At 43.4% G+C, this 15,172-nt stretch carries 8 protein-coding genes, 1 tRNA gene and 1 pseudogene; 4 read left to right on the forward strand and 6 right to left on the reverse strand.

The window, feature by feature from the left end; all coding sequences use genetic code 11:
* Positions 1-9: 9 nt before the first annotated feature.
* The 4 genes from ACTQ16_RS13215 to ACTQ16_RS13230 all read right to left on the reverse strand — a co-directional run bounded on the left by ACTQ16_RS13215 (position 10) and on the right by ACTQ16_RS13230 (position 5,529).
* Positions 10-846, reverse strand: a complete 837-nt coding sequence (locus tag ACTQ16_RS13215; protein WP_294970700.1) for a MotA/TolQ/ExbB proton channel family protein — start codon at positions 844-846, stop codon at positions 10-12.
* Between the two features lie 250 nt (positions 847-1,096).
* Entirely contained in the window at positions 1,097-2,290 is a 1,194-nt protein-coding gene (locus ACTQ16_RS13220; RefSeq protein ID WP_264950796.1) for a pyridoxal phosphate-dependent aminotransferase, read from the reverse strand.
* Between the two features lie 113 nt (positions 2,291-2,403).
* The gene (locus ACTQ16_RS13225) at positions 2,404-3,615 is read right to left on the reverse strand and encodes a bifunctional 3,4-dihydroxy-2-butanone-4-phosphate synthase/GTP cyclohydrolase II (protein ID WP_153124579.1); all 1,212 of its coding nucleotides are present in this window, start codon (positions 3,613-3,615) and stop codon (positions 2,404-2,406) included.
* A gap of 21 nt (positions 3,616-3,636) precedes the next feature.
* Positions 3,637-5,529, reverse strand: coding sequence for an LptF/LptG family permease (locus tag ACTQ16_RS13230; protein ID WP_295348048.1), 1,893 nt, complete (start codon positions 5,527-5,529; stop codon positions 3,637-3,639).
* Positions 5,530-5,787: 258 nt separating this feature from the next.
* On the opposite strand from ACTQ16_RS13230, the gene ACTQ16_RS13235 reads away from it, so the two are divergent.
* Together ACTQ16_RS13235 and ACTQ16_RS13240 are read left to right on the forward strand one after the other, a co-directional pair.
* Positions 5,788-5,861: transfer RNA gene (locus ACTQ16_RS13235), tRNA-Met, on the forward strand.
* Positions 5,862-6,121: 260 nt separating this feature from the next.
* Positions 6,122-6,976: a helix-turn-helix domain-containing protein gene (locus tag ACTQ16_RS13240; RefSeq protein WP_441937813.1), complete on the forward strand. Its 855-nt coding sequence runs from the start codon at positions 6,122-6,124 to the stop codon at positions 6,974-6,976.
* Positions 6,977-7,086: 110 nt separating this feature from the next.
* Here the strand turns inward: ACTQ16_RS13240 and ACTQ16_RS13245 are convergent, their stop codons facing one another.
* The gene (locus ACTQ16_RS13245) at positions 7,087-8,505 is read right to left on the reverse strand and encodes an aspartate ammonia-lyase (RefSeq protein WP_441937815.1); all 1,419 of its coding nucleotides are present in this window, start codon (positions 8,503-8,505) and stop codon (positions 7,087-7,089) included.
* Between the two features lie 261 nt (positions 8,506-8,766).
* Here ACTQ16_RS13245 and ACTQ16_RS13250 point away from each other — a divergent pair, with 261 nt between their 5' ends.
* Positions 8,767-11,568 (forward strand): substrate-binding domain-containing protein, encoded by a 2,802-nt coding sequence (locus ACTQ16_RS13250; protein WP_441937817.1) that lies wholly within the window; start codon positions 8,767-8,769, stop codon positions 11,566-11,568.
* Between the two features lie 374 nt (positions 11,569-11,942).
* Here ACTQ16_RS13250 and dinB read toward each other — a convergent pair whose 3' ends face one another.
* Positions 11,943-13,064, reverse strand: a complete 1,122-nt coding sequence (gene dinB, locus ACTQ16_RS13255; protein WP_294970689.1) for a DNA polymerase IV — start codon at positions 13,062-13,064, stop codon at positions 11,943-11,945.
* A gap of 375 nt (positions 13,065-13,439) precedes the next feature.
* On the opposite strand from dinB, the pseudogene ACTQ16_RS13260 reads away from it, so the two are divergent.
* Positions 13,440-15,092: pseudogene (locus tag ACTQ16_RS13260) on the forward strand (TonB-dependent receptor); the annotation flags it as partial.
* Positions 15,093-15,172 lie beyond the last annotated feature (80 nt).

The raw sequence follows: 15,172 nt of genomic DNA on the forward strand, positions 1-15,172 counted from the left end.
TAGCAAAAATTAAGCCTCTTCTGCGTGGTTAGCTTCGTATGTCTGAGCAATTGAGTAACCTACCTCGTCGAGTGCGTATGTCAACTTATCAACCTTGTTTGTAAATGTGTTGTAAGATACTACAGCACACCAAGATGTCAAAATACCGAATGCGGTGTTGATCAACGCCTCAGAAATACCTACAGAAAGTGCTGCTGAGTCAGCGCCACCACCTTCACCCATGGCCTGGAATGACTTGATCATACCGGTTACAGTACCGAGAAGACCTGTCAATGTACCGAGAGTTACGATTGTAGCGATGATAGGCAAGTTCATTGTCAAAGTTGGCATCTCCAACTGAGTTGCCTCCTCGTGAGCCTGCTGGATCTTAGCTACCTTCTGAGCCTTCTTCAAAGATGCGTTAGCACCAGACTCCATAGACTTGTAAGCGTTCAAAGAAGCCAAAACAACGTTAGCTACTGTACCGCGCTGCTTGTTGCAGAGCTGCTCAGCCTTAGCGAAATCGTTAGCGCTCAAAGCTGCCTTGATGTTTGCAACGAACTTAGGAAGAGCACCTGTACCTGTAGCGGTCTTAAGAGCCAACCAACGCTCGATTGTCATAGCCAACACTGTGAGCAACAAAGTGTGGATAACTGGTACGATAACACCACCCTTGTAAATTGTACCCCAAATGTCTGCTGGGTGATCCTGGATGCCTGGATCCTGGAAGTGCATGTCGTTTCCGAACCATGTGAAGAACAATGTGAATGCGATGATAGCACAAACCACGATGATCCAGAATGCGCCTCTTACTCCCTGAAAGCCCTCAGACTTCTTAGCTGGGGCTGCTTGTTTTGTAGTTGCCATAATTTTACTTTTTTAAATTATTAGTTAATAAATTATTAATATTTTCTTGTTTCCTTGGTTGCTTTGTAGACCTTGTATGTGTTGTTGTCACGAAACACAGTCGGTTATTCAAATTCCAATGGCAAAGATAATAATTATTGGTTAACTATCACCCTAATTAAGAAGTTTTAACGAGATATTGACGCATTTTTTGTCAATATCTCGCTTTTTTCTTACAAAATTGCCAATATTTGGACGTTTTTTGCACTTCTTACTTGAGCTTAGCCAAAGCCTCCTTGATGCGTCGGATTGCTTCAACGATGTTCTCATCGCTAGTAGCATAACTCATGCGGAAACAGTCTGGGTCTCCAAATGCATCACCGCCTACAGTAGCAACATGTGCCTCTTCCAAGAGATACATGGCGAAGTCTGTAGAATTATTGATGGTGTGAGTACCGTTGCTCTTGCCGAAATAGCTGTTGCACTTAGGGAAGAGATAGAACGCTCCCTGTGGCATGTTGACTTCGAGTCCTGGTACTTCCTTTGCCAATTTTACAATCAGATTGCGACGGCGCTCAAATGCCTGGCGCATTTCTTCTACTGCACTCTGGTCGAGTGTATAGGCAGCCTCTGCAGCCTTCTGGCTAACAGAACATGTGCCACTGGTGTATTGACCCTGGAGCTTGTTGCAGCCCTTGATGATCCATTCAGGACCAGCCAGGAAACCGATTCTCCATCCTGTCATGGCGTATGCTTTAGATACACCGTTGGCAATGATGACCTGTTCCTTCATGCCTGGTTCCTGAGCAATGCTGTGGTGCTTGCCTATATAATTAATGTGTTCGTAGATTTCATCTGCCAACACGAAAACCTCAGGGTGCTTTCTGAGAACTTCTGCCAATGCAGCCAATTCTTCCTTGGAATATACGCTACCAGTAGGATTGCTTGGAGAGCAGAGGATGAGCATCTTGGTCTTGTCTGTGATGGCATTTTCCAATTGTTCCGCTGTCATCTTGAAGTCCTGGTCGAATCCTGCGTTTACGATAACAGGTGTACCACCTGCCAATTTTACCATCTGTGGGTAGCTTACCCAATAAGGAGCAGGGATGATAACCTCGTCGCCTGGATTAACGAGAGCAAGGACAGCGTTGCAGACACACTGCTTGCCGCCGGTACCTACAATTACCTCATTGGTTGTATATTCTAAGCCGTTCTCGTTTTTCAATTTGGCAACAATCGCTTTTCGCAAGTCTGGATAACCAGGGACTGGTGAGTAACGGGAGAAATTCTCGTCAATAGCTTTCTTTGCTGCCTGTTTAATGTTGTCAGGAGTGTTGAAGTCTGGTTCACCTACGCTCATGTTGATAACATCAATACCTTGAGCTTTCATTTCACTACTCTTCTGTGACATCGCCAGCGTTGCTGATGGTGCCAATCTGTTTAAACGATCAGATAATTGTGCCATAATTCTTTTTTACTATTTGTTTATCGTTTGCAAAATTAAGCAAATTATTTCTTTTTCGGAAGAAAATTGAGCATTATTTTACGTATTGTACCGAAATAATAACATAATTTTCATTATCCGAGGTGCAGAGTGTGCCCCATGCGGTCTCTCTTGGTCTTGAGATAACGTTCGTTGTACTCGTTTGGTGTTACTTCGATAGCTACGTTTTCTACAATTTCCAAGCCGTATGCTTCCAGTCCTACACGTTTCACGGGATTGTTGGTAAGCAATCTCATCTTGTGTACGCCGAGGTGGCGGAGCATCTGTGCGCCGCAGCCGTAGTCGCGCTCGTCTGGCTTGAAGCCAAGGTGGGTATTGGCGTCTACGGTGTCGTATCCTTCTTCCTGTAATTTATATGCGGCAATCTTGTTCATGAGTCCTATGCCTCGTCCTTCCTGCTGCATATAGATAACAACACCCTTGCCTGCTTTTTCGATGGCTTGCATAGCTTTGTGCAGCTGCTGTCCGCAATCGCATCGCTTGCTTCCCAGAATGTCGCCGGTAGCGCATGATGAATGAACGCGAACCAGGATAGGTTCATCTTCCTTCCATTCGCCTTTGATAAGGGCCATGTGTTCGAGTCCATTGCTAGCCTGACGGAAAGGAATGAGGCGGAAGTGGCCGTATTCTGTTGGCATATCCACCTCTTCACCCACTTCGATGAGTGATTCCTTCTTGAGGCGGTATTCTATCATATCTTTAATGGAAATCACCTTGAGGTGCCACTCTTTTGCCATCTCCATCAACTGTGGAAGTCGTGCCATGGTTCCATCTTCGTTCATGATTTCCATGAGTGCACCTGCTGGGTAGAGACCTGCCATTCTGCAGAGGTCAATGGCTGCTTCTGTATGTCCGCTTCTTCTCAACACACCGTTGTCTTGTGCATAGAGTGGGTTGATGTGACCAGGACGGCCGAATGTCTGTGGGGTTGATGCCGGATCAGCGAGTGCCTTGATGGTCTCTGCGCGGTCGTGAGCAGAAACTCCTGTTGTACATCCCTCCAGCTTGTCTACGGTTACGGTGAATGGAGTACCGAGCATGGAAGTGTTGTCTGATACCTGATGAGGCAGGTCGAGTTCGTCGCATCTACTGAGGGTGATAGGTGCGCAAAGTACGCCTCTTGCATTTTTGAGCATGAAGTTTACCTTTTCTGCGTCTATCTTTTCTGCAGCGATGATGAGGTCGCCTTCGTTTTCGCGATCTTCGTCATCTACAACAATGACAAATTTACCTTCCTTGAAATCCTTGATTGCATCTTCGATGCTGTTTAACTTATATTCTCCCATGTTTGTGATACTTTTTTATAGTTACATTTCTTTTATTCTTCTAATGATGTTGTCGTTGGTCTGAAGAATGAGCTTCAGGTCGCGATACAGTCGCATTCTGAAACGCCACATTCTCAGATACAGTCCCGTTCCGATTGGGAAGAGAATGGCTGCAGTGATGTTGAGCCATTTCTTTTCGAATGGTCGGGTATGTGCCTTGGTAGACAGGATAGGGTATTGGTTGATGGAATGGAGAAGATATTTGTCCTTCGTGTTGCTGAGGTCTTCAATGATTTTCTCCAGTTCGTTACTGATACGTTCTATCTCATGGTCTGGCTGGTACTTGAAGAATACGTTGATGAAGTTTGGCAGTCTTCTCAGTCTATGCACCTTATTATATATAGTAATGTCATTTGAGATTTGTGCCAAAGCTTCTGCGTCCTTCCGGTAATCCGGGTCTTCGATGATTACTTCTTTACCAAAGATGTGTCGTTTCATTCGCAGGCCGAAGAGATGCATGAAGAAATCGCGGTATGCTTCTATCTTGAATACGGCAGAATCGTTGGTGGCTTTGTAAGTCACGAAGATTGCCAGTGGTGATAGAACGGCAGGAGCAAGTCCCATGCCGAACCATACTGCCCACATTCCGCCTCGTGCCATTCTGAATCCAGTGTTGTCAAGGATGAAGAAGGCAATAAATACCAATACCGAGATGATGACAGGTATACCCAATCCTCCCTTTCTGATGATGGCTCCTAATGGAGCACCGATAAAGAAGAATATCAGGCAGGAGAGAGCGAGCGTGAACTTGCGGATTGCCTCGATATCGTGTTGTCTGATAATATAGTCGGCATCGCTGGTCATCATCGACTTGAAGTCCAGATCCGACAGCTCTTGCTGTACGGTCGACAAGGCATCGTTGGTTACGATTAACTTTCTGTCGCTAGGCAGTTTGTTGTAAATCGTGTCGAAGTTGACTTTGTCACCCTCCTTGATAGCCTTCAATGAATCAGCCTTGTTGTTAAGTCGTGCCAGATTGTAGTATCTGACGTTGTATTCTTGCAGGTAACTTCTGCTGATGGAGTCATAGGTGTGATTGATAGAGTCTACATCGTGTTTGATTTTGGACAGACTCTTTGCCTTTGCATTATTGGATAAAGAAGAAGCATCTGCCAAGTTGAAGCCACCGTCAAAGTCGAGAATGATTTTCTTGGATACAAATGTTTCTCGGCGATAAGGCACAGCTGCACTGTTTCCCAATTCGCTGCTTTGCATATTCTCAAACCATTCTCCGCTATACAGACTAAGCACCAGGTGTTTTTTTTCTGCAGTACTTTGCAGCATACCCGAGTCGGCAAGGATGATGGCGGCATCTTCGTAGCTGTCGGTCATACGGTAAATCATGATACCGTAGAGTTTGCCTGTCTTCAGGTCTTTCTTCTGTACATAGAGGTTGCAGTTAGGAATGCCATCATAGAAGATACCTTCAGGAATTTCGAGTTCCGGGCTCTTCTGTTTCATGGAGATGAGCAGTTGGGCAAGTTTCTGGTTGGAATCAGGCCCCACGTTGTTCTGAAAATAGAAAGAGCCAAACATGATGATGAAGGTGATGACGATGAGAGACCGGAACGCCTGCATCAAAGATATGCCGGCAGCCTTGATGGCTGTAAGCTCTGAACTTTCGCCCAGGTTTCCGAAAGTCATGAGCGAGGCGAGGAGGATTGCCAATGGCAAAGCCTGTGGAACCAGCATGAGTCCCATGTACCAGAAGAACTGTGCCATGACGTCAATCGTGAGTCCTTTGCCGATCAAGTCATCAATGTATCTCCACAAGAACTGCATCATCAGCACAAACTGGCAGATGAAGAAGGTTCCCAGGAAGAGCAGGCCAAATTGCTTGGCGATGAATATGTCTAATTTTTTAATTCTAAGCATTTTTATAATTGTTGTTCTGTGCCTTTATCCATGAATTGGAATGAAGTGCATACTATTTCAGAGTGCAAAGGTAACACAAAAAAATAAGAATCTCTTCATTTTTCGTTTTTTTATATTAATAATAGGTGAAAAAAGGTGATGAATGCGATGTGAAATAAGAAAAAACATTTTTTTTTGAAAATTTCTTCGAAAAAATTTGTTCAATTCAAATAAATGTATTACCTTTGCACCCGCAAATCAGAAATGACTTGTAAGGATGGCGGGATAGCTCAGCTGGTTAGAGCGTCGGATTCATAATCCGGAGGTCGAGGGATCGTGGCCCCCTCCCGCTACTTCATGAGACACTAACTTTTTAGTTGGTGTCTTTTTTATGCTCTGAACTTTTCTGTACTTTTCTACAAATGTCTTTATAAAAGTTATCAACAGGATGTTGATAAGTGTGGATAACTATCTTAACTTTTTGATATTCAGCAGATATTTGGTTGGAAAACTATTGTTGATAACATTCGGATATCAAGTTCTTCACATTTTTTATCCCTTTTTCTATTGTCCTTTTCAAAATAAAATAGTAAATTTGTGCCCAACTAAAAATATGAGTCTAATGAAGCAGCAAGTATATAATTTAAAGGAGTTTGCTGCTCGACACCATCTTGAAAGCATATATGGGGCTTATGCCTCACACATTCATATAGACGATTTATGCGAAAAGGATTTTATAGAGATGGCTCTAGAGCGCACCTTGTTCACTAAACTGATGTTGGTGAATAGGGGAAGTATCAGAATGGGTATTCTTCAGCATGGGGTTGAAACGGAAAAATCCGACAGAATGCTTTCGGCTAGCGAATTGCTGGTCGTATCACCCAAGCATATCGTTACTTTTTCTGATATGTCTGATGATTTTGAGGCCGAAATCATCTTTGTGGACGAGGAGATTGCGGCCGATGTTGTGTATCAGTTATCTGATGACAAACAGAAGTCTGCACTTGATATCTTCCACATGATTGGCGACATTGTGCGTCAGCAACATATCAATAAGGTGGAGATGATACAGTCGATGGTAAATGTTTTAAAGCTTTTGGTATCAGAATTACCTTACGAGAATGTTACCATCACCCGTGATTTGAAGCATAAGAAAGATGTTTATGAGATATTTCTGCATCTTTTGTATCGACATTTCAGAACAGAACGTCAGATTCGCTTTTATGCTGATAAGTTGAATGTTTCTGCTCCTTATCTTTCAAGAATGATAAAGGAGATCTCTGGTACTACGGTGAATGATCATATCTCTTCCTTACTTTACAAGGAGATATGTAATCTCTTGCACCAGACGGATATGTCGATGGGAGAGATATCTACCTATCTGAATTTCAGCGATCAGAGTGCGATGACGAATTTCTTTAAGATTCGTGCCGGGATGACCCCGTTAGCGTATCGTAATCAATTATAAAATGTTAGAATGATAGCATAAAAAAAGCCTGTAAGCATTATTCCCAAAAAGGAATACGCTTACAGGTTTTTGTATTGTCAACTAATCAGCTGACTTGGTTATGGAAAAATTTATTTCAGCGTAAACTTGTGTGACTGCAACATCTCCTTAGGATCGAGCGCCTTGTCAAGCTCTTCCTTGCTCAGAATGCCCTGCTCGATGACGATATCGTATACCGAACGTCCGGTTGCGTGAGCTTCCTTAGCTACCTTAGAACTCTTCTTGTAACCGATGATAGGATTGAGGGCAGTAACGATACCGATACTGTTCTTTACCATTTCGTAGCAACGCTCCTTATTGACTGTGATGCCGAGGATACACTCAGATGTCAAAGTCTCGATAGCATTCTTCAACCATGTCAAGCTCTCGAAGAGGCTCTCTGTGATGATTGGCTCCATTACGTTCAGCTCCAACTGTCCTGCCTCTGCGGCGAAGCTTACGGTAGCATCGTTACCGATTACCTTGAAGCAAACCTGGTTAGTTACCTCAGGGATAACTGGGTTTACCTTACCTGGCATGATAGAAGAACCTGGTGCCTTAGGAGGAAGGTTGATTTCATTCAAGCCGCAACGGGGACCAGAAGCCATCAGACGGAGGTCGTTGCAAATCTTTGACAACTTGATAGCCAAGCGCTTCAAAGCAGAAGAGTAGCTTACGTAAGCACCTGTATCAGGTGTAGCCTCTACCAGGTCGGTTGCTGTCTCGAAGTTTTCGCCTGTCAGTTTGCTGAGGTTAGCTGCGCAGAGCTTAGCGAAGCCAGGAACAGCGTTCAGACCTGTACCGATGGCTGTACCACCCATATTGATTTCGTGTAAGAGTTTCACGTTACGCTCCAAATTGAGGATTTCCTCCTCCAGGTTGTTGGCATAAGCATTGAACTCTTGACCGAAAGACATAGGAACAGCATCCTGTAACTGGGTACGTCCCATCTTGATAACGTCTGCATATTCGTCTGCCTTATAGCGGAATGCGCTGATCAAACCAGTCAAGGCACCTATCAGATGGGTATTCATGCGAATCAAAGCCAGGCGGATAGAAGTTGGGTAAACGTCGTTGGTGCTCTGACCGCAGTTGCAATGGTCGTTAGGAGAGCAGAACTGATAATCAGCCTTCTCGTGACTCATAATCTCGAGGGCACGGTTAGCGATTACCTCGTTGGCGTTCATGTTGACAGATGTACCAGCACCACCCTGTACCATGTCGATAGGGAAGTTCTCGTGCCACTTGCCTTCGATGATTTCACGGCAAGCCTGAGAGATTGCACCTGAAATTTCATCATTGATAACACCAAGAGTATGGTTTGTCTCGATAGCAGCCAACTTCACGTAAGCGATAGCGATGATGAAGTCAGGATAGCTGCACATTGTCTTGCGTGAGATGTGATAGTTATTGATACCGCGCTGTGTTTGTATACCATAAAGTGCTCCAGCAGGAACTTTGAGTTCACCTAAAAGGTCAGACTCTACTCTAAATTTTTTCTCTTCAGCCATAATATTGTCAGTTTTGATGTTAATATTCTTGTTATTACTATTCTTGTTTTTCTGAAGAAGGAGTAGTTTCCTTTATCCGCTGCAAAGATACGATGTTTTTTGTATATTTCATTTATAAAAAATGAACCAGAATTTGTAAAAAACGAACCAAAAGTAAATAATTTCAAAAAAAAAATGTAAATTTGCACCGGAAAGTCTTATTTTTAGATTTTTTCAAGGTGAACAATCTTTTAAATGTCAAAAATAGATAGATAAGTAAGTATGAAACGATATCTATACCTTTATATATATATAGTGTTTGGGATGTTGCTGACCGGTTGTCATCAGCAGCCAAAGAAGTTTGTCATTGGTGTATCACAATGTTCTGAGGACATTTGGCGTGATAAACTCAATGACGAGCTGAAGATGGGTGAATATCTCAACGATTCCATTATCGTGAAGCTTGCTTCTTCCAACGATGATAATGTGTTGCAGAATAAGCAAGTTAACCAGTTTATCGATGAGGGCGTAGATCTGCTTATCGTATCTCCTAATCAGCTGAGTGCTATATCCAAGTCGGTAGAGCGTGCTTACGATAAAGGTATTCCTGTGATTCTCTATGACAGGAAGACCAATTCTGATAAGTATACGGCATTTATCGGCTGCGATAACTATACGATTGGTAAATCGATGGGAACTTTTATCGCCCAGCAGCTTCAGGGAAAGGGCCGCATCGTTGAAATCAGCGGTTTGGAGGGTTCTTCGCCTGCTTTGGAGCGTCATCGTGGTTTTATGGATGCTATCAAGCCTTATCCTGGGTTACAGGTTGTAGCCTCGGAGGAAGGAAACTGGAAAGAAGAGGGTGGAATCCAGGCGATGAAACGCATATTGAAACAGACACAGGACTTTGATTATGTCTTTGCCCATAATGACTGTCTTGCCTGGGGAGCTTATGTGGCTGCCCGACAGATGAGGGTAAAGCGTAACTATAAGTATACCGGAGTAGACGGCATGGCTACCGAAGGTGGTGGTTTGGAGTTGGTACGTGATGGCATCTTTGAGGCATCTTATCTTTATCCAACCAAGGGAGATGAAGTTATAGCCTTGGCTATGAAGATCTTAAAACACCAGCCATATAAGAGGGACAACTATCTGAGCACCTCTATCATTACTCGGGCAAATGCCGAACTCACCCTGATGGAGGCTAGAGATGCTGAGCGTCAGGCGCATAATCTGAAGCTGTTGCATAAGCAGGTGGACCGATACCTTGCTGATTATAACTCTCAGAAAATCATGCTGATAGGTTTGGCTCTATTCCTTCTGGTATGTATTGCTGCTGCTGCTATGATATTCCGGGGTTATGTAGTCAAGGTGAAGCTGAACGAGGAATTGGCTAAGACCAATGGGGAATTGAAGAGAGTGAATGAGGAATTGGAAGATAAGAACAGCGAGCTGAAGCGATTGAATGAGGAGGTTTTGGAGCTGACTCATTCCCGTCTGGTGTTCTTTACGAATATCAGTCATGAGCTTCGAACTCCATTAACCTTGATAGCTGATCCTGTAGAGATGCTTTTAGAGGATAGTGGAATCAAGGGAAAAAGTCGCGAACTGTTAAAGATGGTACAGCGAAATGCCGTTGCCCTACAGCAGTTGGTGAGCAGTATTCTTGATTTCCGCAAGATACAGAATGGTAAAATGGATTTAGAGCTCTATCGTTTTGATATCGTGAAGGCTCTAGAGATATGGGTGGGGGATTTCCAGCTCACAGCCGAACGCAAACGTATCAAGCTCCATTTGGATATGGCAGATTTTTCGGGTAGTCACGAGGTGATTGCAGATAAGGAGAAGATTGCCCGTGTAGTTTTCAATCTCTTGAGTAATGCCTTGAAATATACCCCTGCAGGCGGTGATATCTTCGTTTCTTTAAAGGACGAAAATGAAAAGCTGCGCCTTGATGTTCGGGATACTGGTAAGGGGATTTCTCAAGATGAAGCAACTATGATTTTCGAACGATTCTTCCAGGCTAAAGGGGCAGCCAGTGGTACTGGTATCGGTTTGGCATTGGTCAAATCCTTTGTGGAACTGCATCATGGTGAGGCTTGGGTTGAGAGCGAGCTTGGTAAGGGTTCCGATTTTGTCGTGGTGATTCCGCGCCAGCAGGAGGGAGATTCACAAGTTATCCACACTGATGTGGTAAATGTGGATAACTCTGTAAGTAACTCTCTGTCAGGTAATAATCATGTGATAAACGAGTCCGTTTTGCAATATATCGACGATGGAGAACGTAAAAGTGGAAAAGTTCAGCAATTGGTTAGCGAGACAACCAATAAACCTACTATCTTAGTCATAGATGATAACAATGATATTCGCCAGTATGAGCATACACTCTTGCAGGATGATTATATCGTTATGGAAGCAGTAGATGGTAAGGAAGGATTGGAGATAGCCAAAAAGGAAGTTCCTGATTTGGTGATTTGCGATGTGATGATGCCTGTGATGGATGGCTTGGAGTTCACAGAAAAATTGAAGACGATAACGGCAACCTCTCATATTCCTGTAATCATGCTTACCGCCAAGAATCTGGAGGAACATCGTGCCGAGGGTTATGAACATGGTGCCGATTCTTATATAACAAAACCATTCCACAGTAAGGTACTCCTTGCTCGTATTGAAAACCTGTTGAAGCAGCGAAAGCTTTTGAAGAAACTGTTCCAAGGTTCTCAAGAGGCAGAGCAGGAGATTGCAGAATCTCATCTTGAAGATCGTGATAAGCAGTTCCTCAAGCAACTTCATGCTATCATTCAGCAGAATCTTTCGGATAGTGAGTTCAGTGTAGAGGATATCGGTAAGCAGATAGGCTTGAGTAGAGTTCAGCTTTATCGTAAGGTGAAGGCGATGACGGGTTCTTCTGTCGTTGACTTGCTCCGTAAGGCTCGTTTGGCTAAGGCTAAGCGTTTGCTCGAAACTCGCAGTATGAGTGTTTCTGAGGTTGCTTACGATGTCGGTTTTTCTGCGCCTTCTTACTTCACGAAATGTTTCAAAGAAGAATACGGAATATTGCCGGGCGACGTTGGAAATAATTAAGCTGTCGGAAATTTATTTATGAGGAAACAATACTTATTTTCTAAAAATATAGTAGAATTGATGTAAAAAATGCGATAAGAAGGATAAAAATCGTTCATTTTTTAACATAAAGGGGAAATTGTATCATTTTTGTCACTGTTTGAACGATAATTGTCCAAGGGTTTCGAAAAAACTTTGTACTTTTGCACCAGAGTTTAAAAGTTAAATAATTGTTTCGTGCATTAGTTGTTGCATTTTATAGGTTTATGTTTTTAGGTTATAAGATTGAGTGTCAAGCGGTAAGTAGTTTTCTTTAAGGTAAAAAGTTAGTTTTGGGAAATAGAGTAAAATCAGGAAAAGCAGCTGGGGCAAAAATGCCGTCAGCTGCTTTCTTTTTATCTCTCCCAATCCTTAAACTCCAGTTCAAGCTCTTTGTATTCAGGCTTTTGTGTACTGTTTTCTTTATCCTCCATCCTTGCTTCTTCGGATGTAGCATTGCTTACGGATAGACCGATAAGACGGATGGGATGGATTGAAGAGTAATCTACCTGTTGCAGTAAACGCTTCGCCAGGGGCAGGATGTCTTCCTTCTTTTTCAGAATCTTTTCTTGCGAAATGCTGCGGGTAATCTGAGTGAAATCGGCAAACTTTATTTTTAAGGTTAAGGTTCTCCCTTCGAATCCACTCTTCTCGATACGTCCTGCTAGTTCAAGAACTGCGTGATATAGTTCGATAACTACCGCCGATTTGGTATAGATGTCTTCCAGGAAGGTCTGCTCGCAGCCTACCGATTTGCGTTCCCGATAGGTGATGACGGGGCGTTCGTCTATTCCTCTGGCAAAATTGTAGAAGATGTGTCCGGCTTTCCCGAATACTTCAACAAGATGTTCTTCGGACACTTTCCTCAAGTCATCACCGTTATAGATGCCCATGAAGTGCATCTTCTGAAGGGTTTTCTTGCCAACGCCCCAGAAATCCTCTACCGGAAGTTTGGCGATAAAATCGAGTGCTTTATCGGGATGAATGGTACAGATTCCATCGGGTTTCCGGTAATCGGATGCCACTTTGGCTAGAAATTTGCAGTAGCTGATTCCTGCCGAGGCGGTGAGCCCGGTTGTTTCCTTGATGCGAGTCTTGATTTCCCTGGCGATGTCAACCGCCAGTTCTATCCCTTTCTTGTTGTGAGTGACATCCAGAAAGGCTTCATCAATGGAGATGGGTTCAATGAGATCGGTGTATTCCTGGAATATCTGATGTATCTGATGAGATATTTCTGCATAATAAGAATGCCGGCACGGCACGATGATGAGATCTGGACAGCGCTGCTTGGCTTGAGCGATGGATTGCGCCGAGTGAACGCCCCATTTTCGAGCTTCATAGCTGGCTGTAGAAACCACACCGCGAGGTCCGTCGAAGCCTACCGCTACCGGTTTGCCCCGAAGTTCTGGATTGTCTCTTTGCTCTACAGCCGCAAAGAAGGCATCCATGTCGATATGTATGATTTTTCGCTCAGTCATTGTTTGATATATTATACTCTTTTTATTAAAAGTCTGTTTTATGTATCTGCAAAATTACGAATTTTTTCTTTTTTATGCAAATCTTTCTTCTTGTTCTTGATAATAATCGTTCATCAGCTAGTAAGTATGTTACAATGAACGTTTTTTTTATTTAATGATATGAATTTTAAAGCCTTTGATGATACTATTATATAATTTTGCAGCAGAAATAAAAAATAACGCTAACAAATTAAACATTTAAAGTATGAACAACTTTTTAAATGGAAAGAGCGCAGCCATGGTGCTTGCCCTTTCAGTGGTAAATGTTACAGCAGCTTTAGCACAGGTGATAATTCAAGTGCTAAGGAAGAGGGTAATCGTAATGTGATGCTCAATGCAGCCAGTGCGATTGGTCCTCGTGAGATTCAGATCGGCTTGCCTTCTGCCGATGTCAACGTTTTGGAGAATGGTTTGCCTGTTACTTACGCTACCAATCCTCATTCTGTCAATACCATCTGGCGTGGTGATGCAAGTTTGAGCCATCAGGGATTGCTCAAGATTGCAGAGACAGCTATCACTACCGGTAATATCGGTTATGCCGTGAACTCTTTCACCCAGAAGGGTCAGAAAGGATTCAATGGTACTCTGAACTATAAGAGCAATCATTTCGGATTGCAGGAATTCTCTTTGAATATGAATGGCGATTTGGGAAGCGACTGGTACTACAGCTTTAATATGTATCAGGATTTCGACCCAGGTACCTTCAAGATTAAGTCTACTCCTTATCAGGACCGTACTCAGATTTACAAGGCGCTCCTTACCAAGAAGTATAACGGCAACCGTGGTGAGTTTACTGCCATGTATAGATATGCCAACAGCCATAGCGATTATTGCTCAAATACAACCATGTATGATCAGAGTGTTCCTGCAGATGGCAGTTTTGCCCTGCGCGTTTGGGATGCCAACTAGCGCAACAGCTACTTCTACGATCTCAACAAGAATGCATCTGAGTATTACAAGGGAAGCGAAAACAAACTGGCTCTCTACTTCACTCACGATTGGGATGTTACCAACAAGTTGAATCTCTACTATGGTGCCCGTCTGGAGTGGCAGAAGCTGAAGGGTGAAAACGCTGCAGTGAAGAATGCGCAGGGGAATTACGTTGGTCGTTTCACTGATTACTATCTCGGTGCTACGGCAGCAGATGGAACCAAGATTGCTCCGGTAGATTTGAGTTACAACTGGTTGAACTACGATTTCTCAGTTGCAGCAACTTATAAGTTGACTGATAACTTCGGCTTCACTGGCGATTTCACTTACATCGTTCAGCATCCAAAGTTTGAGGCATTCTCTCCAGTTACATTGCCAAATACAGGTAAGATTTCTGTGCCACTCGGTCGTGCAGGTATCTACTACAACAACTCTTGGCTGAGTTTGTCATCGTTGTTCTCTTACATCTCAAAGACCAACAACAACTCAACTCTGAACCTGCAGCATGGTAGGGAGATCAAGGCAGCGCCAATGACTTACGATATCCAGACATGGGGATGGACAACCGATGCTGTGGCTCATCCATTCAAGGGATTCGATTTCCACTTCCTCTTCACTTATCAGAAGCCAACTTACAAGAAGTATGAAACCAGCATCAACTTTAGCGATGGCTATGTTGGCAACATCAATGCCACAGGCAATATCGTAGCAGAGATTCCTCAGATTCTCATCGAGTTGGATCTAAGCTACATGATTACCAAGGATATCAAGCTCTGGACCAGCTTCCGTTACTTCAGTAAGACCTATGCCAACATCAACGAGGCATATTACTTCAACGGTCACTGGGAGACTTTCGGAGGTTTGAACTGGCCGGCGACCAAGCGTCTGGCTCTCGGCTGCACCGTAGTCAACTTCCTCAACCAGACTGGTGCCAAGGGTAGTATCGCAGGTGCCGAGCTGATTACCAAGGATGAGGCTAAGGGAATCAAGAACCAGATTATGACGGGTAGTTATCTCCGTCCATTCACAGTAGAATTTACAGCATCGCTGAAGTTCTAATTAGTTCAAACATAATAAAACATAATAAGATAAGGCAGTGCTATATAATAATGTATAGTGCTGCCTTTTTCTTGTTTTGG

It is taken from the genome of Prevotella sp. LCP21S3_D2, assembly GCF_052118345.1.
GTDB lineage: Bacteria > Bacteroidota > Bacteroidia > Bacteroidales > Bacteroidaceae > Prevotella.

Excerpts from the sequence above, each read along its gene's own strand:
- ACTQ16_RS13215 (WP_294970700.1), bottom strand. The coding sequence starts at position 846 with ATGGCAACTACAAAACAAGCAGCCCCAGCTAAGAAGTCTGAGGGCTTT.
- ACTQ16_RS13220 (WP_264950796.1), bottom strand. The coding sequence starts at position 2,290 with ATGGCACAATTATCTGATCGTTTAAACAGATTGGCACCATCAGCAACG.
- ACTQ16_RS13225 (WP_153124579.1), bottom strand. The coding sequence starts at position 3,615 with ATGGGAGAATATAAGTTAAACAGCATCGAAGATGCAATCAAGGATTTC.
- ACTQ16_RS13230 (WP_295348048.1), bottom strand. The coding sequence starts at position 5,529 with ATGCTTAGAATTAAAAAATTAGACATATTCATCGCCAAGCAATTTGGC.
- ACTQ16_RS13240 (WP_441937813.1), top strand. The coding sequence starts at position 6,122 with ATGAGTCTAATGAAGCAGCAAGTATATAATTTAAAGGAGTTTGCTGCT.
- ACTQ16_RS13245 (WP_441937815.1), bottom strand. The coding sequence starts at position 8,505 with ATGGCTGAAGAGAAAAAATTTAGAGTAGAGTCTGACCTTTTAGGTGAA.
- ACTQ16_RS13250 (WP_441937817.1), top strand. The coding sequence starts at position 8,767 with ATGAAACGATATCTATACCTTTATATATATATAGTGTTTGGGATGTTG.
- dinB (WP_294970689.1), bottom strand. The coding sequence starts at position 13,064 with ATGACTGAGCGAAAAATCATACATATCGACATGGATGCCTTCTTTGCG.